This is a genomic window from Polaromonas sp., assembly GCF_029945925.1.
In the GTDB taxonomy this organism is placed as follows: domain Bacteria; phylum Pseudomonadota; class Gammaproteobacteria; order Burkholderiales; family Burkholderiaceae_C; genus Polaromonas.
In genome coordinates, this window is the sequence record NZ_JAQSDN010000030.1 from 1 (window position 1) to 26,777 (window position 26,777).

The 26,777-nt window shown below is 63.2% G+C and carries 24 protein-coding genes; 7 read left to right on the top strand and 17 right to left on the bottom strand.

Features of this window, described 5'->3' with window-relative positions; all coding sequences use genetic code 11:
- Nucleotides 1–601 (bottom strand): IMP dehydrogenase (locus PSV40_RS07105; RefSeq protein ID WP_300536053.1); only part of this gene is annotated, 601 nt, incomplete at its 3' end.
- 143 nt (nt 602–744) lie between these two features.
- Here PSV40_RS07105 and PSV40_RS07110 point away from each other — a divergent pair.
- On the top strand, nt 745–1,287 hold the full coding sequence (locus tag PSV40_RS07110; RefSeq protein WP_300536055.1) for a DUF4124 domain-containing protein: 543 nt from the start codon (nt 745–747) through the stop codon (nt 1,285–1,287).
- 15 nt (nt 1,288–1,302) lie between these two features.
- Here the strand turns inward: PSV40_RS07110 and PSV40_RS07115 are convergent, their stop codons facing one another.
- Together PSV40_RS07115 and PSV40_RS07120 are read right to left on the bottom strand one after the other, a co-directional pair.
- Complete coding sequence (locus PSV40_RS07115; protein WP_300536057.1) at nt 1,303–1,638, bottom strand: RnfH family protein; 336 nt, start codon at nt 1,636–1,638, stop codon at nt 1,303–1,305.
- Between the two features lie 8 nt (nt 1,639–1,646).
- A complete protein-coding gene (locus PSV40_RS07120) occupies nt 1,647–2,099 on the bottom strand; it encodes a type II toxin-antitoxin system RatA family toxin (RefSeq protein WP_300536059.1) in 453 nt (150 codons plus the stop codon).
- A gap of 318 nt (nt 2,100–2,417) precedes the next feature.
- On the opposite strand from PSV40_RS07120, the gene smpB reads away from it, so the two are divergent.
- The 4 genes from smpB to PSV40_RS07140 all read left to right on the top strand — a co-directional run bounded on the left by smpB (nt 2,418) and on the right by PSV40_RS07140 (nt 4,877).
- The gene (gene smpB / locus PSV40_RS07125; RefSeq protein WP_300536061.1) at nt 2,418–2,972 is read left to right on the top strand and encodes an SsrA-binding protein SmpB; all 555 of its coding nucleotides are present in this window, start codon (nt 2,418–2,420) and stop codon (nt 2,970–2,972) included.
- A 128-nt stretch (nt 2,973–3,100) separates the two neighbouring features.
- Complete coding sequence (locus PSV40_RS07130; protein WP_300536063.1) at nt 3,101–3,472, top strand: hypothetical protein; 372 nt, start codon at nt 3,101–3,103, stop codon at nt 3,470–3,472.
- Between the two features lie 28 nt (nt 3,473–3,500).
- The gene (locus tag PSV40_RS07135) at nt 3,501–4,040 is read left to right on the top strand and encodes a sigma-70 family RNA polymerase sigma factor (RefSeq protein ID WP_300536064.1); all 540 of its coding nucleotides are present in this window, start codon (nt 3,501–3,503) and stop codon (nt 4,038–4,040) included.
- Nucleotides 4,041–4,055: 15 nt separating this feature from the next.
- Nucleotides 4,056–4,877, top strand: a complete 822-nt coding sequence (locus tag PSV40_RS07140) for an anti-sigma factor (protein ID WP_300536066.1) — start codon at nt 4,056–4,058, stop codon at nt 4,875–4,877.
- Here the strand turns inward: PSV40_RS07140 and PSV40_RS07145 are convergent.
- The 12 genes from PSV40_RS07145 to PSV40_RS07200 form a co-directional block, all read right to left on the bottom strand.
- Complete coding sequence (locus PSV40_RS07145; RefSeq protein ID WP_300536068.1) at nt 4,874–6,004, bottom strand: enoyl-CoA hydratase/isomerase family protein; 1,131 nt, start codon at nt 6,002–6,004, stop codon at nt 4,874–4,876. The genes PSV40_RS07140 and PSV40_RS07145 overlap by 4 nt on opposite strands.
- Nucleotides 6,001–6,885 carry a DMT family transporter gene (locus tag PSV40_RS07150; protein WP_300536070.1) on the bottom strand — a complete coding sequence of 295 codons (885 nt, stop codon included), beginning with the start codon at nt 6,883–6,885 and terminating at the stop codon, nt 6,001–6,003. Before PSV40_RS07150 ends, PSV40_RS07145 begins: the two co-directional genes overlap by 4 nt.
- A 63-nt stretch (nt 6,886–6,948) precedes the next feature.
- Nucleotides 6,949–8,772: a translational GTPase TypA gene (gene typA / locus PSV40_RS07155; RefSeq protein WP_300536072.1), complete on the bottom strand. Its 1,824-nt coding sequence runs from the start codon at nt 8,770–8,772 to the stop codon at nt 6,949–6,951.
- 35 nt (nt 8,773–8,807) lie between these two features.
- Nucleotides 8,808–9,887 (bottom strand): tRNA pseudouridine(55) synthase TruB, encoded by a 1,080-nt coding sequence (gene truB, locus PSV40_RS07160; RefSeq protein WP_300536073.1) that lies wholly within the window; start codon nt 9,885–9,887, stop codon nt 8,808–8,810.
- A gap of 89 nt (nt 9,888–9,976) precedes the next feature.
- On the bottom strand, nt 9,977–10,345 hold the full coding sequence (gene rbfA, locus PSV40_RS07165; protein WP_077594385.1) for a 30S ribosome-binding factor RbfA: 369 nt from the start codon (nt 10,343–10,345) through the stop codon (nt 9,977–9,979).
- Between the two features lie 66 nt (nt 10,346–10,411).
- Complete coding sequence (gene infB / locus PSV40_RS07170) at nt 10,412–13,303, bottom strand: translation initiation factor IF-2 (RefSeq protein ID WP_300536074.1); 2,892 nt, start codon at nt 13,301–13,303, stop codon at nt 10,412–10,414.
- A gap of 27 nt (nt 13,304–13,330) precedes the next feature.
- Nucleotides 13,331–14,851: a transcription termination factor NusA gene (nusA, locus tag PSV40_RS07175; protein WP_300536076.1), complete on the bottom strand. Its 1,521-nt coding sequence runs from the start codon at nt 14,849–14,851 to the stop codon at nt 13,331–13,333.
- A gap of 20 nt (nt 14,852–14,871) precedes the next feature.
- Nucleotides 14,872–15,447 (bottom strand): ribosome maturation factor RimP, encoded by a 576-nt coding sequence (rimP, locus tag PSV40_RS07180; RefSeq protein ID WP_300536078.1) that lies wholly within the window; start codon nt 15,445–15,447, stop codon nt 14,872–14,874.
- A 246-nt stretch (nt 15,448–15,693) separates the two neighbouring features.
- Nucleotides 15,694–17,388 (bottom strand): dipeptide ABC transporter ATP-binding protein, encoded by a 1,695-nt coding sequence (locus PSV40_RS07185; protein WP_300536112.1) that lies wholly within the window; start codon nt 17,386–17,388, stop codon nt 15,694–15,696.
- Nucleotides 17,389–17,462: 74 nt separating this feature from the next.
- Nucleotides 17,463–18,602 carry an ABC transporter permease gene (locus PSV40_RS07190; RefSeq protein ID WP_300536079.1) on the bottom strand — a complete coding sequence of 380 codons (1,140 nt, stop codon included), beginning with the start codon at nt 18,600–18,602 and terminating at the stop codon, nt 17,463–17,465.
- Nucleotides 18,586–19,620, bottom strand: a complete 1,035-nt coding sequence (gene yejB / locus PSV40_RS07195; RefSeq protein WP_300536081.1) for a microcin C ABC transporter permease YejB — start codon at nt 19,618–19,620, stop codon at nt 18,586–18,588. Before yejB ends, PSV40_RS07190 begins: the two co-directional genes overlap by 17 nt.
- On the bottom strand, nt 19,620–21,434 hold the full coding sequence (locus PSV40_RS07200; RefSeq protein ID WP_300536083.1) for an extracellular solute-binding protein: 1,815 nt from the start codon (nt 21,432–21,434) through the stop codon (nt 19,620–19,622). Before PSV40_RS07200 ends, yejB begins: the two co-directional genes overlap by 1 nt.
- Before the next feature lie 90 nt (nt 21,435–21,524).
- Between PSV40_RS07200 and fabI the strand changes: the two genes are divergently transcribed.
- Nucleotides 21,525–22,331, top strand: coding sequence for an enoyl-ACP reductase FabI (gene fabI / locus PSV40_RS07205; protein ID WP_300536084.1), 807 nt, complete (start codon nt 21,525–21,527; stop codon nt 22,329–22,331).
- A 110-nt stretch (nt 22,332–22,441) separates the two neighbouring features.
- Here fabI and PSV40_RS07210 read toward each other — a convergent pair whose 3' ends face one another.
- Nucleotides 22,442–23,182: a GNAT family N-acetyltransferase gene (locus tag PSV40_RS07210; protein WP_300536086.1), complete on the bottom strand. Its 741-nt coding sequence runs from the start codon at nt 23,180–23,182 to the stop codon at nt 22,442–22,444.
- A gap of 175 nt (nt 23,183–23,357) precedes the next feature.
- Between PSV40_RS07210 and PSV40_RS07215 the strand changes: the two genes are divergently transcribed.
- A complete protein-coding gene (locus tag PSV40_RS07215) occupies nt 23,358–24,293 on the top strand; it encodes a DNA ligase (RefSeq protein ID WP_300536088.1) in 936 nt (311 codons plus the stop codon).
- A gap of 41 nt (nt 24,294–24,334) precedes the next feature.
- Here the strand turns inward: PSV40_RS07215 and PSV40_RS07220 are convergent, their stop codons facing one another.
- On the bottom strand, nt 24,335–26,611 hold the full coding sequence (locus tag PSV40_RS07220; protein ID WP_300536090.1) for an arginine/lysine/ornithine decarboxylase: 2,277 nt from the start codon (nt 26,609–26,611) through the stop codon (nt 24,335–24,337).
- Between the last annotated feature and the right edge of the window lie 166 nt (nt 26,612–26,777).

Here is a 26,777-nt window from a genome sequence, read left to right on the forward strand (position 1 = left end):
TGGTGATGTCCTTGACCGTGATCAGGCCCTTGAGTTCAAAGTCGTCGTTGACCACCAGCAGGCGTTCAAGCTTGTATTTATTGAGCAGGGCCTTGGCCTCGGCGGCAGACGTGCCTTCCTTGACCGTGATCAGCTTCTCGCTCGGCGTCATGATCTGGTGCGCCTTGACGTCGTAGCGGGTCTCAAAGCGCAGATCGCGGCTGGTCACGATGCCCACCACCTTGCCGCCGTCGCAGACCGGAAAGCCCGAGATGCCGAGCTGCTCGGACAGTTCCAGTATCTGCAGCACGGTGTGTTCGGGCGTGATGACCACCGGATCGCGCACGACGCCCGACTCATAACGCTTGACCTTGGCCACATGGGCAGCCTGCTCCTGCGCTGTCAGGTTTTTATGAACAATGCCGATTCCGCCCTCCTGCGCAATGGCAATGGCCAGCCGGGCTTCGGTGACCGTGTCCATCGCAGCCGAGACCAGGGGCAGGTTCAGGCGGATGTTTCTTGAGAACTGGGTGGAAAGCGAGGTGTCCTTGGGCAGGACCTGGGAGAACGCTGGCACCAACAATACGTCGTCGAAGGTGAGCGCTTTGCCGAGTAGGCGCATAGGGATGGCTCCAAAAATACGATTGTACCCGCGCCGGTCGGTACAAACCCTAGCGCTGAAAGTCTTGCCTGCCGCGTTACAAAAAGGCCACGCCAAACAGCGTTCATCTTCGCTTGCAGGAGCGCAACCAGTACACTGATCCCATGGAACTGAAACTCACGCCCAAACACCTTCTTTTGCTGCTTGCCGGGTGGACTTTTGCGCTGTCGGCAGCCGCCCAGTGGCAGTGGATAGGCAAAGACGGCCGCAAGGTGTTCAGTGACCGCCCGCCGCCAACCGACATCCAGGACAAGGACATCCTCAAGCAGCCCGGCGGCCGGGGACGGGCCAAGGCGCCCGTAGCCGCCACCGAGCCCGCCGAGGGCGCCGCACCCGTTGCAGCAGCAACGGCAGCGCCGGCCGCGAAGGCCAATACCCCGAAAATTTCCGGCAAGGATGCGGAGCTGGAAGCCAAGAAGAAAAAGCTTGACGAAGAGGAAGCTCGAAAGAAGAAGGCCGAAGAGGAAAAAGTGGCCCAAGCCAAAGCTGCAAATTGCGAGCAGGCCAAAAAAGGACTGGCTACTTTTCAATCCGGCGTACGGGTCGCCACCACGAATGCCAAAGGTGAACGCGAGATCATGGACGACAATGCACGTGCAGCTGAAAGCAAACGCGTGCAAGCCATTGTTGACAGGGACTGCAACTAAGCCCGCCCTCGCAGTTCAGTATCCGGCTTTGGCCCCTGCCCTTTTCCTGGCAAACAGCCCAGATTTCTTCACGCCCTGTTTATTGAAGCGCTCGCGCCGCGCGATCTTGGGGTCCACCCTCAGCGGGCGATAAATCTCCAGTCGGTCCTGCTGATGCAGTTCCTGGCGCAAACTGGTTTTGCGCCCCCAGATGCCAACCCAAAGCCGGCCTGCCGCCAGATCCGGAAACTCGGTCAGTATGCCGCTGGCTGCAATGGCCTGCGCCACGGTGCTGCCGGCCGGCAGTGTCACCTGCCACTCGCGCACCTCGCGTGGCCCGGGCGAATACAGCAGGGAAATGTCCAGCGCCATCATGGCGTTCAGGCCGAGGCCTCGCCATAAACCTGGGCGGCCCTTTTGACAAAGGCATCGACCAGGCTGCCGGCGATCTTGTCAAACACGGGGCCTACCAGCGCTGCCAGCGCCGCGTTGTCGAAGTCGTAGCGCAGGGTCAGGTCCACCTTGCAGGCGCGCTGGCTGCCGTCGCCCAGGGGGGTGAAGTCCCAGTCGCCGTCGAGCTTTGAAAAAGGGCCATCCACCAGTTTGAGCGAGACCTGGCGGTCCGGCACGTGGGTGTTGCGGGTGGTGAAGCTCTGGTGAATGCCGGCAAAGGCGATGCCCACCTTGGCCGTCATGCCGCGCGCGTCTTCTTCGATTACTCTGGTCTGGTCGCACCAGGGCAAAAACTGCGGGTAGCTGGCGACATCGGTGACCAGGGCGAACATTTCGGCTGCGCTGTACCAGATCAAAACGGACTTGTGAACGGTTTTCATACAATCATGGGCTGCGCTCGATTGTATTGGGCCTGTTCACCCCTATTTTTACAAGATGCGTTGCGAGTCAAAAAAGCCGTGAGCAAGGCGCAAAATGAAGCTGGAGTGAACTCCAGCGAGGCTTTGCAACACCGCGCATGGTTTTTTTGGCCGCAACCCGAAGGGAAAGGGGTTAAAACAGCGCCACTCTGCGTTGCACTCCTAGCCCAGACGCCCAGTCTGGGCGTCGTCGCGCGCCTTGATTGGCGCTGTTTTAACCGCTTTCGCACTTGCAAAATTAGGGTGCACAGGCCCTGATGCCGCCCTTACCTTTTACCCATGGCCACCAAAGAAGCATCCTCCAAAAAACCGGCCGCCGCGTCATCCGGAAAATCCGCGGGCAAGCCCGCGATCAACCTCACACCCAAGGCGGCCGCTGCCGCCGTGCGCATTGCCGACAACAAGAAAGCCACGTTCAACTACCACATTGAAGAGCGCTTCGAGGCCGGCATGGTGCTCGAGGGCTGGGAGGTCAAGTCGCTGCGCGAGGGCAAGGTGCAGCTGACCGATGGTTACGTGGTGATCCGCAACGGCGAGCTGTTCCTGATCGGCTGCCAGATCAACCCGCTCGGGACCGCGTCCACCCACGTCCGGCCGGACTCGGTGCGCACCAAAAAGCTGCTGATGCACAAGGACGAGATCCGCCGCCTGATTGGCAAGATCGAGCAAAAGGGCTTCACGCTGGTGCCGCTGAACCTGCATTGGAAGGCCGGCAAGGTCAAATGCGAGGTGGGACTGGCCAAGGGCAAGGGCGAACACGACAAGCGCGACACCATCAAGGACCGCGAGGGCAAACGCGAGGTCGAACGCGCGATGAAGTCGCGCAGCCGCTGACTTCCGTGCCTGGCCGAACCTTGTCTTTCAGAAATATTCTGCGCGGCAGGGAATAAACTGGCGCCGACAGGTGTTTGTGTGGACGCAGAGCTGCTCTGCCCCACCCACCTCAACTACCGGAGCTCACCATGAAATTCCTGACCATCGCCGTCCTCACCGCCGCCCTTCTCGGCGGCTGTGCCTCCATGTCCAGCCCGCCTGCCAAAGTCGCCGATGGCGTGCTGGTCGGCCCGAACGGCATGACGCTGTATACCTTTGACCGCGATGTCACGGGCAGTGGCAAGTCCGTCTGCAACGGCCCTTGCGCCACCAACTGGCCGCCGCTGATGGCCGCCGAGACGGACAAGGCCTCCGGCGACTACACGGTGATCACGCGCGACGACGGAAAAAAACAGTGGGCCATGAAAGGCAAGCCGCTGTACTACTGGGTCAAGGACACCAAGGCCGGCGACAAGACCGGTGACGGCGTGCAGAACGTCTGGCACATCGTCAAGCCCTGAACCTTCTTCAGTCGCACGACTGCAGCCCATGGACCGTTCCGAGCTGATTACCCAGATTCCGGGGTTGCGGCGTTACGCCCGCGCGCTGACCGGCAATGCCTGGGCCGCCGACGACCTGGTGCAGGACACGCTGGAGCGGGCCTGCAGCAAATGGCGTCTGTGGGCGGCCGGGTCCGATCTGCGGGCCTGGCTCTTCACCCTGATGCACAACCTGTTCATGAACCAGCGGCGCAGCGCGGCGCGGCAATGGCAGGCTGGCCCCGCGCTCGACGTGGATGAACTGGCCCACACGTTGGCCGCACCCGACGCCAGGCAGGGCCAGGCCCTGGACCTGCAGCGTTGCCTGCTCCGGCTGCCGGACGACCAGCGCGCCGTGCTGCTTCTCGTCAGCCTGGAAGACATGAGTTACGAGCAGGTCGCCCGCGTGGTCGGCGTGCCGCTGGGCACCGTGATGTCGCGCCTCTCGCGGGCACGCAGCCGCCTGCGTGAACTGATGGACCAACCGGCACAGCCTCAGGCAACGACGGACAGCACCAGGAACGTTTCCGCCTTGCGGCGCCTCCCGTAACAAGCCCACACCGCCATGGACGCTTCAAGAACATCTCCCCTGACCCACGACGAACTCAATGCGCTGGTCGATGGGCAACTGACGGCCGCACAGCGGGCCGCCGCCATGGCGCGCGTCGCGGACGATCCCGTGGCCGGCGAAACCTTCAAGGCCTGGCAGGACCAGCGTGAAGCGCTGCGCGGCCTGCACGGCGAACTGCTGGACGAACCCATTCCTGACACCCTGCTGGCGGCCGTGCAACGCAGCACGCGCGAGCGGCAGGCGCTGGACCCGTGGTGGCGTTGGGGCGGCATGGCCGCCGGTGTGCTGCTGGCTTTTGCCGTCGGCTGGACGGCGCACGGTCAATTCGGCAGCATGGCCCCTTTTGCCGCAGGTCATGCGGCACGCGCCAGCCAGGCGTTTGTCCACCAGGCCACGCTGGCCCATGCGGCGTTTGCGCCGGAAGTTCGGCATCCGGTGGAGGTCGGCGCGGCCCAGCAGGAACACCTGGTGCAATGGCTGTCCAAACGCCTGGGCAAGCCGCTCAAGGTGCCCCTGCTGTCCAGCCAGGGGTATGAACTGGTGGGCGGCCGGCTGTTACCCGGCGATGGCGGCGCCCGCGCGCAGTTCATGTTCCAGAACGCTGCGGGCGTGCGTGTGACCCTGTACCTGGGTGCGCTCGATGGCAGCCCCGTGGCAGGCAAGCCGGCGAACGCGGAAACCGCTTTTCGTTACAGCCACGACGGCCCGGTGCCGGCGTTTTACTGGATGGACCAGGGCTTCGGTTATGCCATGAGCGGCCCGGTCGCGCGCGAGGAGCTGATGCGGCTGGCCGAGCTGGTCTACCAGCAGCTTTAAAGATCGCGCAATGGATGCGCTTCGGCCGCCCAGGGACTGGCGAAAAACGCCTGCACCATCTGCGGCTTGACGTCTTCAATGCGGGCCGGGTTCCACTTCGGCGTGTAGTCCTTGTCGACGGCCAGCGCGCGTATGCCCTCGACCGTTTCGCTGGCCGCGCCTGGCCTGAGGTGAAAGCAGTGGTGCACCATGTCGCGCTCCATGCGCAAATCGTCCGCCAGGCTCATGCTGCGGGCACGGCGGATCTGCTCCAGGGTCACATGCAGCATCAACGGTGACCGTTTGCGCAGCACGGCGGCGGTCTTTTGCGCCCAGTCATCGTCCTTCGCGGCTTCCAGGGCATCGACGATGTGTTTCACCCGGGCCAGCGAAAAATAAGTATCAAATTTGCCATCAGCCCTTTCAGGACGGGCGCCATCAGCTATCAAATTAGTAGCAACCCATTGCTCGGCCGCGGAAACACCGGAAAAGGCCTGATCGCCCAGTTGCTGCCACAGACCCGGCAGGCTGGCAGCGGGCCGCTCGATGTCGGCCAGGCCGTACGCCAGCGCCTCGCCGGCACCGATGACCGCCCCGGTCAACGCCAGGTACTCCCCCGCACTGCCAGGGCAGCGGCTGAGGAAGTAGCCGCCACCGACATCGGGAAACAACCCGATGTTGGTTTCCGGCATGGCCATTTTGGTGTGTTCGGTCACGATGCGGACCTTCGCTCCGACACTGATTCCCATGCCGCCGCCCATCACCACACCGTCCATGAAGGCAATGTAGGGTTTGGGGTAGTGCTGGATCAGGTGGTTGAGGCGGTATTCCTCGGTGAAAAACGCGTCCAGGTCCGTGTCACCGGCCAGCGCTGCCTGGTGGAAAAAGCGGATATCGCCGCCGGCGCAAAAGCCGCCGAACAGGCTTTCCGGCGTGCCGGGACGTCCCGCCTTGTTGGTGCCCCGAATGGCCACGGCCACCACGGCCGCATCACCCTGCCATGCCGTCAGCGCCGCCGACAGGTCGCGCACCATGGACAGCGAGAGCGCATTGAGTGCCTTGGGCCGGTTCAGCGTGATGAAGCCGACCCGCCCGCGGACCTCGGTCAGGATGTCGCTGTGGGGCGGTGTGTGTGTTGTCTGGTTCATGCTCTCTGTCTCCATCCCATCAATTCATTGGCGACCAGCGCCCCGATAACCAGCAGGCCGCCGGTCAGCACACTGGCAGCGGGCACCTCGCCCGCACCGGCCCAGGCCAGCAGAATGCCGAAAATGATCTCCAGCAGCGCCAGCAGGGCCATCTCGGGCGCTTTCAGCACGCGGGCACAGACCACCGACAGCACACAGGGGATCGCCAGCTGGACCAGGCCCAGCAGGGCCAGCAGGCCGATGTCATGCGGCGTCGCGACAAACGGAAACGCCAGCGGCAGCGTGAGCAGCGAGGAAATCGCCGCACCCACCAGCACGGCCGGCACCAGGTCAATTTTTTCGCCATGCGCCTGGCTGCGCTGCACCACGGTCCAGTTCACGGCCGCGGCCATGGGCACCAGCAGGGCCACCAGCGTGCCGGCGAACTGCGCGATACCGCCGCCCATGGTGAGCTGGCTGCCGTACATCCAGGCAATGCCCACGCCCGCCACGGCAATGGCCACCCAGGTGCGGGGAGGAATGCGGTGGCCGATGAACACCCTGGCGATCAACGCGGTCAGGAAAGGCCCGAGCGCCATGGTCACCAGCACATTGGCCACGCTGGTCATGGTCAGCGCCAGCATGAAGGCGGTGAACATGATGCTCCAGCAAACCCCCGACAGCCACAGGAAGCGGCCCGCATGGCGGATTCTGGAGAACACCGTGCGCCCCTGGAACAGCGGCAGGATGACCAGCAAGGACAGCAGCGTGAAAAAACTGCGCCAGAAGGTCACTTCAAAACTGCGCGCCGATTCAAGATGGCGCGTCACCACGCCCGCGATCGACCACATCAGCGTGATCGCGATCATCAGGAGTACGGCGCGGCTGTGCGTCAGTTTCATGGTGTCCCAAAAAAAGAAAAAAGGCGGGCGGGCACCTGGGTGCCCGCACCGCCTTTTGATTTCTTAGCGGCCGGAGCGCTTGCGCTCGCTCTCTTTGAGGTAACGCTTGCGCAGGCGGACCGACTTGGGTGTGATCTCGACCAGTTCGTCGTCCTCGATGAACTCGACGCCGTATTCCAGCGTCAATTCGATAGGCGGCGTGATCTTGATCGCGTCTTCCTTGCCGGACACGCGGAAGTTGGTCAGCTGTTTGGTACGCGTCGCGTTGACCACCAGGTCGTTGTCCCTGGAGTGGATGCCGACAATCATGCCTTCGTACACCGGATCGTTGGCCTTGACGAACATGCGGCCACGGTCGTCCAGCTTGCCCAGGGCGTAGGTGAAGATTTCACCGTCGTCCATGGAAATCAGCACGCCGTTCTTGCGGCCGCCGATCTCGCCCTTGTGCGGCTCATAGCTGTCGAAGATGTTGGAGATCAGGCCGGAACCACGCGTCAGGTTCAGGAATTCGTTAGTGAAACCGATCAGGCCACGTGCCGGAATGCGGTACTCGAGGCGCACGCGGCCACGGCCGTCGGATTCCATGTTGACCAGGTCGCCCTTGCGCTCACCGAGGGCCTGCATCACGCCGCCCTGATGGGTTTCCTCGATGTCGGCCGTGACCAGCTCGATCGGCTCGTGGCGCACGCCATCGACGTCGCGATACACCACGCGGGGTTTGGACACCGCCAGCTCGAAGCCTTCGCGGCGCATGTTTTCCAGCAGGATGGTCAGGTGCAGTTCGCCGCGGCCCATGACTTCAAAAATGCCTTCTTCGTCGGTTTCCTTCACGCGCAGGGCCACGTTGTGTTGCAGCTCTTTCTGCAGGCGGTCCCAGATCTGGCGGCTGGTGACAAACTTGCCTTCACGGCCGGCCAGTGGGCTGGTGTTGACGCAGAAGTTCATGGTCAGGGTCGGCTCATCGACCTTGAGCATGGGCAACGGCGCAGGGTTGACGGGATCGGTGATGGTCACGCCGATACCGATATCGGTCAGGCCGTTGATCAGCACGATTTCACCGGGGCCGGCTTCTTCGGTCTGCACACGTTCCAGGCCCTGGAAGGTCAACACCTGGTTGATCCGTCCCTTGACGGCCTTGCCGTCCGGGCCTTCCATCACCACCACGTCCATCATCGGCTTGATCGTCCCTTGGCTGATGCGGCCCACACCAATGCGGCCCACAAAGGTCGAGAAGTCGAGCGCGGAAATCTGCAGCTGCAACGGCGCTGCCGGATCACCTTCCTGATGCGGCACATGCTTGAGCACGGTGTTGAACAGGGCCGACATGTCGGGACCCCACTGCTCACCGGGCGCGCCCTCTTCCATCGACGACCAGCCATTGATGCCCGAGGCGTAAACCACGGGAAAATCGAGCTGTTCGTCGGTGGCACCAAGCTTGTCGAACAGGTCAAAAGCGGCGTTGACCACGTAGTCGGGACGCGCGCCGGGCTTGTCCACCTTGTTGACCACCAGGATGGGCTTGAGGCCCAGCGCCAGCGCCTTCTTGGTCACGAAACGCGTCTGCGGCATCGGGCCTTCCTGCGCGTCGATCAGCAGCACCACGCCGTCAACCATGGACAGGGCGCGCTCGACTTCACCGCCGAAGTCGGCGTGGCCGGGGGTATCGACGATGTTGATGTGGGTGCCTTCCCAGGTCACGGCGCAGTTCTTGGCCAGGATGGTGATGCCACGCTCTTTCTCGATGGCGTTGTTGTCCATCACGGTGTCGACCACTTTTTCGTGTTCGGCAAAGGTGCCGGACTGGCGCAGCAGCTGGTCGACCATGGTGGTCTTGCCGTGGTCAACGTGGGCAATGATGGCGATGTTTCGGATTTGCTTGTGGCTCATGGTTCGCTTTCTAAAAACTTCAATTCGGTGGCTGGTTAATGGGCCAATGCGGCAGGTGCCGCAGGGCTGGAAGCAAGGGACGGGCTGGCAACCAGCATGTCCTGGATTTCAATCGGGCTGAGCAGGCGCCCGGGGATCAACTCATCGGCGGTGACATGGGCCGAGCCCAGAAAGGCCGGCCGGTCCGTTGCCGGTCCTGAGCCCGTCGAAGGAGCCTGTCCTGAGCCCGTCGAAGGGCCATAGACCTGCACCATCGCGCTGTCCGGCCCCCACTGGCCCGGGCTGCCGCGACGCCGCAAGCCGCTCAGGAACCGCCCTGCATCATCAGCGCCCAATGTGACAGACGGAAAGCCCGCCACCAGCGACTGCACCGGCAGCAAACAGGCCTCACGTTCGGCCTCGCTCATGGCTTCGAGTGCCGGCAGGCTCACGCACTGGCGGTCGGTGTAGCCGCCGGTCTCCAGGCGCCGCAGCGACCCGAGGTGGGCGCCGCAGCCGATGGCCTCGCCGATGTCTTCCCCGAGCGTGCGGATGTAGGTGCCCTTGCTGCAGGACACTATTATTTTGATAGCTGCCGGCGCTCGTGGGTCCTGGGCTGGAGTCATATTCAGCTTGTAGATCGTGATGTGGCGGGCTTCCCGCTCAACTTCCTCGCCCTTGCGCGCGTATTCGTAGAGCGCCTTGCCGTCTTTTTTCAGGGCCGAATACATGGGTGGTACCTGCGCCAGCGGGCCGGTGAAGCGGCGTGTCATCTCTGCCAGCAATTCGAGCGTGATGGCCGGCACCGGCCGGGTCTCAATCACATCGCCTTCGGCGTCGGCGGTGCTGGTTTTCTGGCCCAGCAGCAGCACGGCTTCATAGGTCTTGTCGGCATCGAGCTGCAACTGACTGAACTTGGTGGCCGCCCCGAAACACAGGGGCAACACGCCGGTGGCCAGCGGATCCAGCGTGCCGGTGTGGCCGGCCTTGTCGGCACGCAGCAGCCATTTGGCCTTCTGCAAGGCCTGATTGCTCGACAGGCCGAGCGGCTTGTCGAGCAGCAGCACGCCGTGCACGGGACGTCGCTGTATCTTTTGGCCCCGCGGGGCCTGGCGATGAGAAGTTGTTTGCGTCATAAATTCCGACAGGCTCGGCGCACGGGCTGGCCGCGCACTCTGTTGGCACCGTTGTCCCTGAACCTGTCATCAAGGGAAACGGCGCGAACTCAGTCGTCCTGGGCGCGGGAAGAAACCGCCTTGGCAATCAGGGCGTTCATGTCGGCCGCACGTTCGGTCGTGCGGTCAAACTGGAAATGCAGGGTCGGCACCGTGTGGATCATCAGCTTCTTGAACAGGCCGTTGCGCAGAAAGCCCGCGGCCTGGTTCAGCGCTGTTTCGCACTCTTTCGGGTCGCCGATCAGCACGCTGAAAAACACCTTGGCATGTGCGTAGTCCGGCGTCACCTCGACGGCCTGGATCGTCACCATCCCGACCCGCGGGTCTTTCAGTTCGCGCGCGATCAACTCCGTCAGATCGCGCTGGATCTGGTCGGCGACGCGAAAACCGCGATTCGGGGTGGATGATTTTTTACGCATAAAAAATTGGGGGAGTTGGGGCGGCTGGCCCCGTGTGGCGCCAGCCGCAAGGCAGTCTTAAGGTCTTCAGGCCTCCAGCGTCCTGGCCACTTCACGGATTTCAAAGAACTCCAGCATGTCGCCGACCTGGATGTCGTTGTAGCCCTTGACGTTCAAGCCGCACTCGAAGCCTTCCTTGACCTCTTTGGCATCGTCCTTGAAACGCTTGAGCGAGTCGAGTTCACCCGTGAAGATGACGATGTTTTCGCGCAGCAGGCGCAGACGCGCACTGCGGCGAACCACACCGGCGGTGACCATACAGCCGGCGATCGAGCCGATCTTGCTGACCTTGAACACCTGGCGAATTTCGGCCGTACCGATGACTTCTTCCTTCTTGTCCGGCGTCAGCATGCCCGACATCGCGGCGCGCAGTTCGTCCACCGCATCGTAAATGATGTTGTAGTAGCGAAGGTCCACACCGTTGTTTTCTGCCAGCTTGCGGGCCTGGGCATCGGCGCGGGTGTTGAACCCGATCACCACGGCCTTGGAGGCGATGGCCAGATTGACGTCGGACTCGGAAATGCCGCCGACGCCGGAGTACACCAGCTGCACCTTGACCTCGTCGGTCGAGAGCTTGAGCAGCGACTGGGCCAGCGCTTCCTGCGAACCCTGCACATCGGCCTTGATGATGATGGGCAACATCTTGACTTCGCCGGCGCCGATGTCGGAGAACATGTTCTCCAGCTTGGCGGCCTGCTGCTTGGCCAGCTTGGTGTTGCGGAACTTGCCGGCACGGTAGGTGGCGATTTCACGGGCGCGACGTTCGTCGAGCATGACCATGAATTCATCACCGGCCTGCGGCACTTCCGTCAGACCCTGGATCTCCACCGGAATCGACGGACCGGCCGTCTTGATCGGCTTGCCGTTTTCGTCCAGCATGGCGCGCACGCGGCCAAAGGTCGAGCCGGCCAGCACCACGTCGCCGGCCTTGAGCGTGCCGGCCTGAACCAGCACGGTCGCCACCGGGCCGCGGCCCTTGTCAAGCCGGGCTTCAATCACCAGGCCTTTGGCCAGCGCATCCACCGGCGCCTTGAGCTCCAGCACTTCGGCCTGCAACAGCACCTGCTCGAGCAGGGCATCGATGCCGGCGCCGGTATGGGCCGACACGCCGACAAAGGGCACGTCGCCGCCGAACTCTTCGGGAATCACTTCTTCAGTGACCAGCTCGCCCTTGACGCGCTCCATGTTGATGCCCGGCTTGTCGATCTTGTTGATCGCCACGACGATGGGCACCCCGGCCGCTTTCGCATGTTTGATGGCTTCCTTGGTCTGCGGCATGACGCCGTCGTCGGCCGCCACCACCAGAATCACGATGTCGGTGGCCTGGGCGCCACGGGCACGCATGGCGGTAAACGCCTCGTGACCCGGCGTGTCCAGGAAGGACACCATGCCGCGCGGGGTTTCCACGTGGTAGGCGCCGATGTGCTGGGTGATGCCGCCGGCTTCACCGGAGGCCACCTTGGCGCGGCGGATGTAGTCGAGCAGCGAGGTCTTGCCGTGGTCAACGTGACCCATGACGGTCACGACCGGGGCGCGTGGCAGCAACTCGGCCTGCTGGCCCTGGACGTCCTCGTCGGCAAAAGCCTCCGGATCGTCCAGCGAAGCCGTCACCGCCTTGTGGCCCATTTCTTCCACGACAATCATCGCGGTGTCCTGGTCCAGCGGCTGGTTGATGGTGACCATCTGGCCCAGCTTCATCAGGTGTTTGATGACCTCGGAGGACTTCACGCTCATCTTGTGGGCGAGTTCGGCTACCGTGATGGTCTCCGGCACATGCACCTCGATGACCTTGAATTCGGTCGGCGCCACAAAGGTGGACTCGGAACGCGAATCGCGGTCCGAACTGCGACGGCCGCGCGGGCCGCCACGGAAGTTGCCACGGCCTGGCACGACAGGCGCGCCCCGGCTCGGAATCCCCTTCTTCTTGGCAACATCGTCTTTCCAGGTCGAAGACAGATTCTCCGACTTGACTTCCTTCTTGCCTGCGGCACCCGCCACCGCGCCCGGCGCTGCCGGTTTGGCGGCGCCCGGTACCACGGCAGGCTTGTGCAGCGTGCCCTTGATGACGGCTTTGGGGTCGACGTGGGGCACCAGAACACGCTTGGGCGCATTCATCATGGCGCGAATGCCGGCGGCTTCCGCCTCGGCTTTCTTGCGGCGGTCCTGCAGGTCCTGCGCCTTCACGGCGTCGGCCTGGAACTCTGCCGTGGCCTTGGCCTTGGCCGCTGCCTGGGCGGCACTGGCGTCAGCAGCTTTCGAAGCCGCCAGCGCCACGGCAGCGCTGTCCGGCGCGGCAGGCGCTTCCACAACCACGGCCTTGGCGGGAATGATTTTGCCGATGGTTGGTTTTTCCAGCTTCCTGGCGGCCTCGGCGGCTTGCGCAGCAGCCAGCGCACTTTGCTCGGCGGCCTGGCGCTCGTTTTCAAGGGCCTGGTCCCTGGCATCCTGCTCTTCACGCAGGCGGCGTTTTTCCGACAGCTCCTCTTCCTGCCGGCGCAGCAGTTCGGCATGGCGGCTGGCTTCTTCCTCGCGGCGAACCAGTTCGGCATCAATCACCGGCACCTCCGGTGCAGCAACCGGCACGGCCACCTCTTCGACAGGCTGGTCAGAACCTTCGTCGCGCTTGATGAAGGTGCGTTTTTTGCGAACCTCGACCTGGATGGTCCGGGCGCGGCCGGTGGCATCGGCCTGCTTGATTTCGGTGGTCGACTTCTTGACCAGCGTGATTTTCTTGCGCTCGGCACTGGCCGTGCCATGGGCCGCCTGCAGATAGCTCAGCAGCTTCTGCTTGTCGGCCTCTGACAGGGGATCCGTGGCCTGCGCCTTGGCAACACCGGCACTGGTCAATTGCTCGATCAGGGTGGCGGTGGGTTTATTCAGTTCAGCTGCGAATTCAGCGACGGTAGTGGTACTGGACATATGTTTTTTTCCTGCTGGCCTCCATGATCATTGCTCTTGGGCCGTTGCCGGCGCAGCGGGCTCTGCAGCCTCATCGGTAAACCAATGCGCGCGCGCGGTCATGATCAGGGCTTTGGCTTCGTCCGCAGACTGGCCGGTGATATCGGTTAATTCGTCGACGGCCAGATCGGCCAGGTCGTCACGGGTGCTCACACCCGCATCGGTCAGTTTGGCAATCAGTTCGGGGGTCAGGCCTTCGACATCGCGCAGGTTCTGCGAAACGCCTTCGACATCTTCTTCCCTGGCGATTTCCATCGTCAACAAGGCATCCTTGGCACGTGTGCGCAACTCGTTGACCGTGTCTTCATCGAAGGACTCGATCTCCAGCATCTCCTGCAGCGGCACATAGGCGACTTCTTCCAGGCTGGTGAAGCCCTCGGAGATCAGGATGTCGGCGATTTCCTCGTCCACATCGAGTTTTTCCATGAACAGCTTGCGGCTGGTGTCGGTTTCAAGCGACTGTTTTTCGGCGGACTCGTCGGCCGTCATGATGTTGATCTTCCAGCCGGTCAGCTCGGCGGCAAGGCGCACGTTCTGGCCGCCGCGGCCGATCGAGATGGCGAGGTTTTCCTCGTCCACCACGACATCCATGGCGTGACGCTCTTCGTCCACCACGATGGACGACACGTTGGCCGGAGCCAGCGCACCGATCACGAACTGGGCCGGGTCCTCGCTCCAAAGCACGATGTCGACGCGTTCGCCGGCGAGTTCGTTGGTCACGCCGTTGACACGGGTGCCGCGCACACCGACGCAGGTGCCGATCGGATCGACGCGTTTGTCATGCGACAACACGGCAATCTTGGCGCGCGAACCAGGGTCGCGGGCGCAGGATTTGATCTCCAGCAGGCCCTGCTCGATCTCGGGTACTTCCTGGCGGAACAGCTCGATCATGAACTCGGGCGCAGTGCGCGACAGGATGATGGGCGCGCCGCGCAGGGTGTTGTCAACTTCCATGATCATGGCGCGGACGCGGTCACCGGAGCGCAGGTTTTCCTTCGGAATCATGTCGCTGCGGCGCAGGCGGCCTTCAACGCGGCCGGATTCGACAATGATGTCGCCCTTGTCCATGCGCTTGACGGTGCCGACAAAAATCTTCTCGCCGCGCGACATGAAGTCGTTGAGCAGCATCTCGCGCTCGGCATCACGGATTTTCTGGAGGATGACCTGTTTGGCCGCTTGCGCGCCAATACGGCCGATCGGCAGGCTTTCAACCGGTTTTTCGATGTAGTCGCCTTCTTCGATGTCCGCGATCTCGTCGCGCGCATCGCTGACCAGCTCTTCGGCTTCGGGATTTTGCAGGCCGGCTTCGTCAGGCACTACCAGCCAGCGGCGGAAGGTTTCATAGTTGCCGCTATCGCGGTCCACCACCACGCGGATGTCTACACCGTCTGCGTACACCTTTTTCGTGGCCGAGGCGAGCGCCAGCTCGACCGCGCCAAAGACGACGTCACGTTCAACATTTTTCTCACGCGATATGGCATCAACCAACATCAACAGTTCGCGATTCATTTCACAAGCCTGCCTTTCTTTTATATCTCTGTGGCGGGTGCGCTTTTCGGCCGGCGCCCCTTGAAGTCGACAACGGGCGCCAGACGCGCCTGCACTATTTCATCCAGCGTGAAACCCAGCGCCTGCAGCGGCGCGGGAATCCTTTTCTTGCTTACCTTTTGCCCGGGTTTGACGGCGGGCTCTTCGCTCCACACAATCTGCCATCCCGATGCCGCACGTTCAAGCGTGCCGCGAAATTTTTTCCGGCTGGCCGACACCCCGGAACCGGCCGCAGCCGCCGCACCGATGGGCGCCTTCAGCGTGAGGTCGATCAACTCGCCGGCAAACCGCTCGAAATCCTTTTCACTGCGCAAGGGCCGGTCTATGCCCGGCGAGCTCACCTCGAGCCGGGAATACGCCGTACCCTCCACTTCCAGCACAAACTGCAGCTGGCGCGTGACTTTTTCGCAGTCTTCCGCATTGATGAACTGTTCGGCACCCTGAACATAGGGCTGGTCAATCGTCACGCGCAGCAAACCACCGGCGGTGCGTTCGATGTCCACCAGCTCGTAACCCAGTCCCGTGACTGTTTGCTCAATCGTCTCGTGTAATGCCATTCAGTTCTAAAAAAGCAGCTTCGTAAAATCAGGGGTTGCAAAAACAAACGCCCAAAAAAAATGGGCGGTGAAAACCCGCCCATTTGGTCGTGAAGCGCATATTGTAACCCGCTGCTGACGCCTGTGCAAGCAGTTTACATGCCGGGGCGCCCTATCCCTTGCGCAACGCAGCCTGGCCGGCCATCCGCGAATTCCGGAACGAGCGTCGAAATCAGCAAAAAAAGCCCTGAATCGACAAAACCCGCGTCAGCCTTGTGCAGCCACCAGGGTCTGGGTGTAAGGATGCTGCGGCCGCTCCAGCACCTCGTCCACGCTGCCGGCTTCCAGCACCTCGCCGTCCTTGAGCACCATGACCTGGTGCGCCATGGCGCGGATCACGTCCACGTCATGGGTGATCAACAGGTAGCTCAGGCCACGCTCGCGCTGGAGTTTTTGCAGCAGCTGGAGCACCTGTTTCTGGATGGTCACGTCCAGCGCGCTGGTCGGTTCGTCCAGCACCAGCAACTGGGGCTGGATGATCAGGGCCCGGGCAATGGCCAGCCGCTGGCGCTGCCCGCCCGAAAACTCATGCGGGTAACGCTGCAGCAGGCCGGGGAAATCCTGCCCCCGCGCGCGCTCACTACGTGTAGCTTGCTGCCCCCCAAGGGGGTGCTTTTCGTCTTGGGACGGCCCGGCGACGAAACTCTGCGCTTCGCTCATGCCCACTTCCGCCAGGGATTGCAGCACCTTTTCGCGCCGCTGGCCGGCGGACAGCCCCGGCTCGTGGACACGCAGGCCCTCACCGACGATCTCTTCAACCGTCATGCGCGGCGACAGCGAGGAAAACGGGTCCTGGAACACCACCTGCACCGCGCGGCGGATACGTTTGTTGCTGGCTGCATCGTTACTCCATGCCTGGCCCGCGGCCAGCAGTTGCCCCTGGTGCGGATGCAGGCCCAGCGCGGCCAGGGCCAGCGTGGATTTGCCCGACCCGGACTCGCCGATCACCCCCAGGGTCTGGCCGGCGGAAACCTGGAAACTGGCGCCCTGGAGTGCCACAAACTCGCCCTTGCGAAACCAGCCGCGCACCCCGGGAATCGGCAGCGGATACGTCACCCGCAGGCCCCGGGCCTGCAGGACAGCGGCGGCGGCAGGATCGGCCCGGCCCTGCGCCACGTCGCGTGCCGGCCGGCTGTCTATCAGCTTGCGGGTGTAGGCATGCTGCGGCTTGTCGAACACCTGCGCCACCGGCCCGGTTTCCACAATGCGTCCATCCTCCATCACGGCAATGCGGTCGGCAAAGCGCCGCACCAGGTTCAGATCGTGGGTGATCAAGAGCACCGCCATGCCGTTGCGCTGCTGCAGCCCGGTCAGCAGGTCCAGGATCTGCGTGCGCAGCGTGACGTCCAGTGCCGTCGTCGGCTCGTCGGCCAGCAGCAGTTTTGGCTGGCAGGCCAGCGCCATGGCAATCATGGCGCGCTGGCGCTGGCCCCCCGACAGCTGGTGCGGGTAGGAGCCGGCACGCCGGGCGGCCTCGGGGATGCCGGTGTCTGCTATCAATTTGATAGCTGCCTGCGCAGATTCGGCGGGCGTCAGGGCCTTTTTCAGCTGCAAGACTTCGGCGATCTGTTCCCCCACGGTAAACAGCGGGTTCAGGGCCGTCATCGGCTCCTGGAAAATCATCGCAATGTCCTGGCCGCGGATGCCGCGCAAGGCCCGCTCGGGAAGGGACAACAAGTCGACAGTCCCGTCATGTCCGGCGAAGGTAGCCTTGCCGTCGATGGCAGCGTTCTGCACGAGGCGCAGCAGGCTCAGTGCCGTGACGGTTTTTCCGGAGCCCGACTCGCCGACCAGCGCGAGTTTTTCCCCGGGCTGGATGGAAAAATCGATGCCGCGCACGACCTCCTTGCCGGCGAAGGACACGCGCAGGTTTTGGACGTCAAGAAGGCAGTCACCGCCCATCGCAGGGCCACCCCGAGTCGGGCGAGCCCCCTCGGTGGGCGGCGAGGACACGTCGGTGCCGGGCGTGGGAGCCGTCATTTGTCCGCTTTCCGTGGGTCCAGCGCATCCCGCAACGCATCCCCCATGAAGGTCAGCAGCAACAGGGTCATCACCAGCACCGCGAAGGTCGACAGGGAGATCCACCAGGCGTCGATGTTGGCCTTGCCCTGGTTCAGCAACTCGCCCAGCGACGGTGTGCCGGGCGGCACGCCCAAGCCCAGAAAATCAAGCGAGGTCAGCGCCAGAATCGCCGCGCTCATGCGAAAAGGCAGAAAGGTCACCACCGGCGTCAGGCTGTTGGGCAGGATGTGGCGCCACATGATCTGCAGGTTGCCGACACCCAGCGCGCGCGCAGCGCGCACGTAGTCCATCTGGCGGTTGCGCAGAAATTCGGCGCGCACATAGTCGGACAGGCCCATCCAGCCGAACAGGCTGAGCAAGAGCAAGAGCACCGCCACGCTGGGCGCAAAAATCGCGCTGAAAATGATCAGGAGGTACAGCTCGGGCATGGAACCCCAGATTTCGATGAAACGCTGGAAGGCCAGGTCGGTCTTGCCGCCCACATAACCCTGCACCGCCCCGGTGATGATGCCGACCACCACGCCGATCAGCGTCAGCGCCAGCCCGAACAACACGCTGAGGCGGAAACCGTAGATCAGCTGGGCCAGCAGGTCGCGCCCGCGGTCGTCGGTGCCGAACAGGTTGTCGCGCGACGGCGCCGACGGGTTGGGTTCTTTCGCAAAATAGTTGATGGTGCGCGGGCCATAGGGATTGAGCGGATAAACCGACCAGTTGTCCCCTTCCTTGAGTTTGGCGCGGACAAAGGGGTCGAGGTAGTCGGTGGGGGTGTCGAAATCCCCGCCAAAGGTTTTTTCAGAATAGTCATTGACCAGTGGAAAGTAAAACTCGCCCTGATACCGCAACAGCAGCGGTTTGTCGTTGGACAGCACCTCGGCAAACAGGCTGAGCACCACCAGCACACAGAAAATCACCAGGCTGCGGTAGCCCAGCTTGTTGCGGCGAAACCGCTGCCAGGCGCGCCCGGAAGGAGACGTGGACACGGGCCTATCTGTTTCAGTGCCGCCGTGGATCGGGCTTTGCCCGTCTACAGGCTGCGCCCCCCTGGGGGGGAGGCGGCCTTCGGCCGCTTCGGGGGGGCTAATCAAATTTGACACGGGGGTCCACCCACACATAACAGAGATCGGAGACCAGCTTGGTCAGCAGGCCGATCAGCGTGAACAGGTAGAGCGTACCCAGCACCACCGGGTAGTCGCGCCGGATCACGCTTTCGTAGCTGAGCAGGCCCAGGCCGTCGAGCGAAAACAGGGTTTCGATCAGCAGCGAGCCGGTGAAAAAGGCGCCGATGAAGGCCGACGGAAAACCGGTGATGATGGGGATCAGCGCATTGCGAAACACGTGTTTCCAGAGCACCTGGCGCTCGGACAGGCCTTTGGCGCGCGCCGTCAGCACGTACTGCTTGCGGATTTCCTCGAGAAAGGAGTTTTTGGTCAGCACCGCCGTGACCGCAAAACTGCCCAGCACCATGGCCGTGACCGGCAAGGTGATGTGCCAGAGGTAGTCGGTGATGCGCGCTCCCCAGCTCAAGGTTTCCCAGTTCGAAGACGTCAGCCCGCGCAAGGGAAACCACTGCAGCTGCCCGCCAAAAATCACGAGCAGCGCCACGCCCAGCACAAAGCCGGGAATGGCGTAACCGACCAGCACGATCAGCGTGGTGACAAAGTCAAAACGCGAGCCGGCGCGCACCGCCTTGGCCACACCCAGCGGCACGGCGATCAGGTAGCTGATGAGAAAGGTCCACAGCCCGAGGCTGATGGACACCGGCAGCTTTTCCTTGACCAGTTGCCAGACGTCCTTGTGCTGGTAAAAACTTTTCCCGAGGTCAAACCGCGCGAACTGCCCGAGCATCTGGAAAAAACGCTCGTGCACGGGTTTGTCAAAACCGTACAGCGCCCGGATTTCCTCGATGCGCTGCGCGTCCAGGCCCTGGCGCCCGCGGTAGCCGGACCCGGTGGCCGCCGCCCGCTCGCCGCCAGAATCGCGCCCCTGCAGCTGCGCCACCATCTGCTCGACCGGGCCGCCGGGCACGAACTGCACCATGGCGAAGGTCAGCAGCAGCACCCCCAGCAGGGTGGGAATCATCAGCAGCAGGCGTTTGAGGATGTAGCTGGCCATTATTTGTTCGTGCTGGAAGCCCACCAGGTGCTCATGGCCCAGGTGTCGGCCTGGTAGTACGGTGGAATTGTCGCCGGCAACACAAATGGCGCAGGCCGGTAACCGATCAGGAAGGCGTCGCCGTAGTACTGCGGCACCGAGTAAAAGCCGTGTGTCAACACCCGGTCCAGCGCGCGCATGGCGGCGCCCAGCTCGGGCCGGGTTTTGGCGGTCACCACCTTTTGCAGCAACACATCGACCGCCGGGTCGGCAATGCCCCAGACATTGGACGAACCGGGCGTCTTTGCCGCTTCGGAGCCGAAACGCTCCAGCAACTCGCTGCCCGGCGCGGTCGAGCCCGGCAGGCGCAGCGTCGTGACCTCGAAGTCGAACGCGTCCATCTTCTGCTTGGACAGGGAGAAATCCACAACCCGGTAAGTCATGGTGATGCCCAGCTTTTCCAGCGCTTTCTGGAAAGGCCCGACGATGCGCACCAGCGAGGGCTGGTCGTTGAGGAACTCCATCGTGAAGGCCTCGCCTTTGGCATTGCGCAGCGCGCCATCGCGGTAGGTCCAGCCGGCTTCGCGCAGCAGCGCCTGGGCCTGACGCAGGTTCTGCCGCAGGCTGCCGGGCGGCGTGGTGGCGGGCGCCACCGGCACCGCGCCAAACACTGCGGGCTGGAGCCTGGCGCGCAGCGGCTCCAGCAACGCCAGCTCGTCGGGCTTGGGCAGCCCCTCGGCATGAAACTCGCTGTTCGGGAAATAGCCGTTGACACGTTTGTAGATGCCGTAGAACAGCTGGCGGTTCATCCACTCGAAGTCCATGGCCAGCCCGATGGCTTGGCGCACGCGCGCATCCTGGAATTTTTCCTTGCGCAGGTTGAACACATAGCCCTGGAAGTCGCCGGGATTGCGGTTTTCGAAGGCCCGCTTGACGAGTTCGCCCGATGTGAACTGCTTGCCGGTGTACTGGCGGGCCCAGTTGCGCGAGATGAACTCGCGCATGAAGTCGTATTCACCGGCTTTCAGGCCCTCAAAACGCGAGGTTTCGTCGAGATAAATCTTGAAGGCGATGCGATCGAAGTTGAACTGCCCCTTGCGGCTGGGTAAATCCGCACCCCAATAGGCGGGGTCACGCACATAGGTGATATCGCGGCCCATGGCGGCGCTGCCAGGTTTGTACGGGCCGGAGCCTATGGGCAGTTCAGACACAATTTTGTCAAACGGCTTGCCACCGCCCCAGGCGCGGCTGAACACCGGCATGCCGCCCACGACCAGCGGCAATTCGGGGTTGGGCACCGCAAAATCGAAGCGCAGCACCCGCTCGGACAGCACCTGCACGCCTTTGACCTCGGCATAAATGCTGCGGTATTGCGGCGCGGCCAGCTTGCCGGTCAACTGCGTGAACGAATGCAGCACATCGGCGGCCAGCACCGGCGAGCCGTCCTGAAAACGCGCCTTGGGGTGAAGGCGGAAGGTGGCCGACAGCCGGTCCGGCGCCACCGCAACGTCGTCGGCCAGCAGCCCGTAGGCGGTGGTCGGTTCCTCGGCGTTGCCGGTCAGCAGGCTCTCGATCATCAGCATGCCGATGCCGTAGGGCGCCGTGCCGCGCAGCGTGAAGGGGTTGAACTTGTCGAAGTTGGTGGGCCGGGTCGGCGGCACCATGCGGATCTCGCCGCCCTTGGGCGCAGCCGGGTTGACGTAATCGAAGTGGGTGAAGCCCGGCGGATACTTGATGTCGCCGAACTGCGCATAGGCGTGGGCAGCCCAGGACGCCGGCGCCAGGCAGACCAGAACGGCCATCATCAAGGCCCGCAAAAACGACAAATCCCGCATGCGACAATTCTGCACTACTTAAGTTGGCAAAGAGCGCCATGCACGCAGCGCGCCCTTTGCCCTTTCACTTGCACACACTGGAGCACAAGCATGGGCACACCCACGGGATTTCTCACCGGCAAGAAACTGTTGATCACGGGCGTCCTGTCCAACCGGTCCATCGCTTACGGCATTGCCAAGGCCTGCCATGCCCAAGGCGCCGAACTGGCCTTCAGCTATGTGGGTGAACGTTTCAAGGACCGCATCACGGAGTTTGCCGCCGACTTCGACTCCAAGCTGATTTTTGACTGCGATGTCGGCGACGATGCGCAGATTGCCGCCCTGTTTGCGGACCTGACCAAGACCTGGCCGACCTTTGACGGCTTTGTGCACAGCATCGGCTACGCGCCGCGCGAGGCGATTGCCGGGGATTTCCTCGAAGGCCTGACACGCGAGGGTTTCAAGATCGCCCACGACATCAGCGCCTACAGTTTTCCGGCCATGGCCAAGGCCGCCCTGCCCCACCTCAACCCCAAGTCGGCCCTGTTGACCCTGACCTACCTGGGTGCCCAGCGCACCATCCCCAACTACAACACCATGGGTCTGGCCAAGGCCAGCCTGGAAGCCAGCGTGCGTTACCTGGCCGAATCGCTGGGCCCCAAGGGCATGCGCGTCAACGGCATCAGCGCCGGCCCGATCAAGACGCTGGCGGCCAGCGGCATCAAGGACTTCGGCAAGCTGCTGGGCATGGTGGCCGCCGCCTCGCCGCTGCGGCGCAACGTCACCATCGAGGATGTGGGCAACGTGGCCGCCTTCCTGCTGTCCGACCTGGCTTCCGGCGTCACCGCCGAAATCACCTATGTGGACGGCGGCTTCAGCCACACTGCCGGCATCGGCCGCGACGCCGAGGCGAGCTGAACAGGTTCAGGATCCCATCCCGGGCTTTGGAGCCAAATATGGCTCCAGCCCTTGATACACGGGCGCAGCCAGCTATAAAAATGTGAGCACTTCCCGGATGCGCCGGCTGCTCAGGCGCGGCGCCAGTACACATAAGACCACGCGGTTTCAAAACCCGCACGCCGGTACAGCGCCTGCGCGGCGGTGTTGCCGGCTTCCACCTGCAGGAAGACACGCGCCATGCCCCTCGCCAACGCAGCGTCGGCCAGCCCGGCCAGCACCCGTCCGGCGAGACCCTGGCCGCGGTGGCCTGCGGCGGTGCGCATGCCGTGCACGCTGACCCAGCCATGGCCAAAAGCCGCCACCCCGCCCGCGAGGACTTCGCCGCCTTCACGAACGCTGGCATACACCGAGCCCTGCGCACGGCCCAACGCCCTGACCCGGCAGGCACCGTCCACTGGATCAAAGCCCTCCCCCAGGAAAAGCGCCGTCCAGGCCGCATCCGGCGCAGCATGGACCTCGGCGCTCGCCTGCGATGACACCTCGCGCATACGCGCCACCGTGCCCAGTTGCACCAGCGTGGGTTTGTCGGCGCTGTAACCGCACTGACGCAGTTCATGGCGCAAACCGTCAAAACAGGCGTCGGTGGCAAGGCGAAACACCGCCGGAAGACCTCGCGCCGCGTAATACGCCTCGATGCGGCCCAGCACGCCCGGCTCGATGTCCGTATGCTGCAGCGGCACGGCACTTCTGGCACGGCCTATGGATCCGTGATCGACAGGCAGCAGCCAGCCTTCCCGCGCCTCCACGGTTTCGGGGGCCACGGCGGCCAGGGTGGCCTGTTCTATGGAAGCAACATCTTTGGCGTTCATGAATGAAGTTTGTACCGGTTCAGACTTGCACCAAGCCCGTGCTCGACCGCACAATCGTCAGCCGCAGGCCGGGGGAAACTGGCAAAACGGGAAAGGCCAATACTACTGTTTTGATAGCTGACTCCGCCCTTTCTTCGGGCGCTTGCGGCATGAATCATGCAATACATCCAACGACATGACGGCACACCCACCACCCACCCTTACGCTCACCCGCGCGAGCGGCGCTTTCCTTCGCATCTGCGCGCTGCCCTGGCTGCTGGCATTGACAGCCCTGCTGGCGCCCGCCCTTCCCGCAGCGGCGGCCGGCCACGGCCCGTCGCTGATGCTGGCCAATGTCTACCACCCGGGCATCGCGCTGCAGGAGTACTGGGTCAGTGAGAAACTCGACGGCGTGCGCGGCTATTGGGACGGAGACAAGCTGCTGACACGCGGCGGCGAGCGCATCGCCGCCCCGGCCTGGTTCACTGCAGGCTGGCCCAGGCAACCCCTGGACGGCGAGTTGTGGGCCGGCCGTGGTCAATTCTCCAAGGCGGTCTCCACCGTGCGCCAGCAAACCCCCGACGATGCCGCGTGGCGCGCCCTGCGTTTCATGGTGTTCGACCTGCCCACTCAGCCCGGGACCTTCACCGAGCGGATTCCGGCCCTCAATGGGGTGGTCAGCCGCATCGACCAGCCCTGGGTGCAGGCGGTTGCGCAGTCCCGGGTTGCCAGCCATGCCGAACTCCAGCGCCTGCTGGCCAAAACCGTCAGGCTGGGCGGCGAAGGGCTGATGCTGCACCGCGGCGCTTCGCTCTACCAGGGCCTGCGCAATGACGACCTGCTCAAGGTCAAGACGCACGAGGACGCGGAAGCCCGCGTGCTGGCCCACCTGCCGGGCCAGGGCAAACATGCCGCGGCCCTGGGCGCGCTGCTGGTCGAGACGGTACGCGCGGACGGCCTGCCGGGCAAGCGCTTCAAGCTGGGCACCGGCTTCAGCGACGAACAGCGGCGCCACCCGCCGCCCGTGGGCAGCATCGTCACCTACCGCTTTCGCGGCCTGAATGACAGCGGTGTTCCGCGCTTTGCGAGCTTCCTGCGGGTCCGGGAGGACATGGCACCGGCACGGCCCTGAACGCCGCTGCCGGCGGCCGGCGAAGCAGTTTCGTTCCTTGATTACTCTTTCACGCAGTCGGCGTAATAGTGCTTCTTGCCGTCGGCGTCTTCGATTTCGACCAGGCCATGAATGTCCGTCTCGAAGCCCGGGCACTGCGCGTTGAACTCGCGCGAGAACTTCAGGTAGTCGACGATCTTCTTGTTGAACACTTCCCCGGGAATCAGCAGCGGAATGCCGGGCGGGTATGGCGTGACCAGCCCCACCGTGATGCGGCCCTCGAGTTTGTCGATTTCCACCCGCTCGGTCTTGTGCAGCGCGATGTGCGCGTAAGCGTCGCTGGGCTTCATGGCCGGCGTCAGGTCGCTTAAATACATGTCGGTGGTCAGGCGCGCGATGTCGTATTTGGCATACAGGTTGTGGATGTGCTGGCACAGGTCGGCCAGACCCATTTTTTCGTACTTGGGATACTTCTGGCAGAACTCCGGCAGGATGCGCCACATGGGCTGGTTCTTGGCGTAGTCGTCCTTGAACTGCTGCAGCGCGGTCAGCATGCTGTTCCAGCGGCCCTTGGTGATGCCGATGGTGAACATGATGAAAAAGCTGTAGAGGCCGGTTTTCTCCACCACCACGCCGTGCTCGGCCAGGAACTTGGTCACGATGCTGGCGGGAATGCCGGTTTTGGCGAACTTGCCGTTCAGGTCCATGCCGGGCGTGACGACGGTGGACTTGATCGGGTCCAGCATGTTGAAGCCGGTCGCCATCTTGCCGAAGCCGTGCCAGTTGACGCCAGCCTTGGCATTCTTGGACTCGCCCTTGATGATCCAGTCATCCGAGCGGCCAATGCCCTCGTCCACCAGCTTGTCCGGCCCCCACACCTTGAACCACCAGTCGTCGCCGTATTCCTCATCGACCTTGCGCATGGCGCGGCGGAAATCCAGTGCTTCGGCAATGCTTTCTTCCACCAGCGCGGTGCCGCCGGGCGGCTCCATCATGGCCGCGGCCACGTCGCAACTCGCGATGATGCTGTACTGCGGCGAGGTCGAGGTGTGCATCAGGTAGGCCTCGTTGAAGAGGTGCCTGTCGAGTTTGACAGTCTGCGAGTCCTGCACCAGCACATGGCTGGCCTGGCTGATGCCGGCCAGCAGCTTGTGGATGGACTGTGTCGCATACACCATGGCCTGCTTGGGCCGCGCGCGTTTTTTCCCCATTGCATGGTAGCTGCCGTAAAACGGGTGGAAGGCCGCGTGCGGCAACCAGGCCTCGTCGAAATGCAGGTTCTCGACATACCCGTCGAGCATGCCCTTGATGGTTTCGGTGTTGTACAGCACGCCGTCGTAGGTGGACTGGGTGATGGTCAGCACACGCGGCTTGACCTTCTTGGCGTCCACGCCCTTGAGCAGCGGGTTGGCCTTGATCTTGGCCTGGATGGAGGCCTGCTCGAACTCTTCCTTGGGAATCGGGCCGATGATGCCGAAGTGGTTGCGCGTCGGCTTGAGGAACACCGGAATCGAGCCGGTCATGATGATCGCGTGCAGGATGGACTTGTGGCAGTTGCGGTCCACCACCACCACATCGCCGGGCGCCACGGTGTGGTGCCAGACCATCTTGTTCGAGGTGGACGTGCCGTTGGTCACGAAAAAGCAGTGGTCGGCATTGAAGATGCGGGCGGCATTGCGCTCCGAGGCGCCCACCGGGCCGTCGTGGTCCAGCAGCTGGCCCAGTTCCTCAACCGCGTTGCAGACGTCGGCGCGCAGCATGTTCTCGCCGAAAAACTGGTGGAACATCTGCCCGACCGGGCTTTTCAGGAAAGCCACGCCGCCGGAATGCCCCGGGCAGTGCCAGGAGTAGGAACCGTCTTCGGCGTAATCGAGCAGCGCCTTGAAAAACGGCGGCTGCACGCCTTCGAGGTAACTCTTGGCCTCGCGGATGATGTGGCGCGCCACAAACTCGGGCGTGTCCTCGAACATGTGGATGAAACCGTGCAGTTCGCGCAGGATGTCATTGGGGATGTGCCGCGAGGTCTTGGTTTCGCCATAAACGTAGATCGGCACATCCAGGTTCTTGCGCCGCACTTCCTCGATGAAGTGACGCAGGTTCACGACCGCGGGGTCCAGATCCGGCCCGGGTGTGAACTCTTCATCGTCGATCGACAGAATGAAGGCGCTGGCACGGCTTTGCTGCTGCGCAAACTGCGACAGGTCACCGTAGCTGGTCACACCCAGCACCTCAAAACCCTCTGTTTCTATGGCTTGCGCCAGCGCGCGAATGCCCAGGCCGGAGGTGTTTTCGGAGCGGAAGTCTTCGTCAATGATGACGATGGGAAAGCGGAATTTCATCAAAAGGCCTTTGCCTGGAGCTGCCAAAAAAAACGAATCAGGGCCGAAGTGTAAGGATATTTGAGGTCAGCGGCGCAGCTTGGCCTTTCCCGGTCGGGTTTAAGAACTTGTTCTAAGCTTGTCGGGGGTCATTTGTGGCCCAGAATGTAGCTTTTAGGAAACGAAG

Coding starts and splice junctions, on each gene's coding strand:
- PSV40_RS07145 (WP_300536068.1), bottom strand. CDS start 6,004: ATGAACCAGACAACACACACACCGCCCCACAGCGACATCCTGACCGAG.
- PSV40_RS07200 (WP_300536083.1), bottom strand. CDS start 21,434: ATGCGGGATTTGTCGTTTTTGCGGGCCTTGATGATGGCCGTTCTGGTC.
- PSV40_RS07220 (WP_300536090.1), bottom strand. CDS start 26,611: ATGAAATTCCGCTTTCCCATCGTCATCATTGACGAAGACTTCCGCTCC.
- PSV40_RS07110 (WP_300536055.1), top strand. CDS start 745: ATGGAACTGAAACTCACGCCCAAACACCTTCTTTTGCTGCTTGCCGGG.
- PSV40_RS07150 (WP_300536070.1), bottom strand. CDS start 6,885: ATGAAACTGACGCACAGCCGCGCCGTACTCCTGATGATCGCGATCACG.
- PSV40_RS07120 (WP_300536059.1), bottom strand. CDS start 2,099: ATGAAAACCGTTCACAAGTCCGTTTTGATCTGGTACAGCGCAGCCGAA.
- PSV40_RS07215 (WP_300536088.1), top strand. CDS start 23,358: ATGACGGCACACCCACCACCCACCCTTACGCTCACCCGCGCGAGCGGC.
- infB (WP_300536074.1), bottom strand. CDS start 13,303: ATGTCCAGTACCACTACCGTCGCTGAATTCGCAGCTGAACTGAATAAA.
- nusA (WP_300536076.1), bottom strand. CDS start 14,851: ATGAATCGCGAACTGTTGATGTTGGTTGATGCCATATCGCGTGAGAAA.
- rbfA (WP_077594385.1), bottom strand. CDS start 10,345: ATGCGTAAAAAATCATCCACCCCGAATCGCGGTTTTCGCGTCGCCGAC.
- yejB (WP_300536081.1), bottom strand. CDS start 19,620: ATGGCCAGCTACATCCTCAAACGCCTGCTGCTGATGATTCCCACCCTG.
- PSV40_RS07115 (WP_300536057.1), bottom strand. CDS start 1,638: ATGGCGCTGGACATTTCCCTGCTGTATTCGCCCGGGCCACGCGAGGTG.
- fabI (WP_300536084.1), top strand. CDS start 21,525: ATGGGCACACCCACGGGATTTCTCACCGGCAAGAAACTGTTGATCACG.
- PSV40_RS07210 (WP_300536086.1), bottom strand. CDS start 23,182: ATGAACGCCAAAGATGTTGCTTCCATAGAACAGGCCACCCTGGCCGCC.
- PSV40_RS07140 (WP_300536066.1), top strand. CDS start 4,056: ATGGACGCTTCAAGAACATCTCCCCTGACCCACGACGAACTCAATGCG.
- smpB (WP_300536061.1), top strand. CDS start 2,418: ATGGCCACCAAAGAAGCATCCTCCAAAAAACCGGCCGCCGCGTCATCC.
- PSV40_RS07130 (WP_300536063.1), top strand. CDS start 3,101: ATGAAATTCCTGACCATCGCCGTCCTCACCGCCGCCCTTCTCGGCGGC.
- PSV40_RS07135 (WP_300536064.1), top strand. CDS start 3,501: ATGGACCGTTCCGAGCTGATTACCCAGATTCCGGGGTTGCGGCGTTAC.
- typA (WP_300536072.1), bottom strand. CDS start 8,772: ATGAGCCACAAGCAAATCCGAAACATCGCCATCATTGCCCACGTTGAC.
- truB (WP_300536073.1), bottom strand. CDS start 9,887: ATGACGCAAACAACTTCTCATCGCCAGGCCCCGCGGGGCCAAAAGATA.
- PSV40_RS07185 (WP_300536112.1), bottom strand. CDS start 17,388: ATGGGCGGTGACTGCCTTCTTGACGTCCAAAACCTGCGCGTGTCCTTC.
- rimP (WP_300536078.1), bottom strand. CDS start 15,447: ATGGCATTACACGAGACGATTGAGCAAACAGTCACGGGACTGGGTTAC.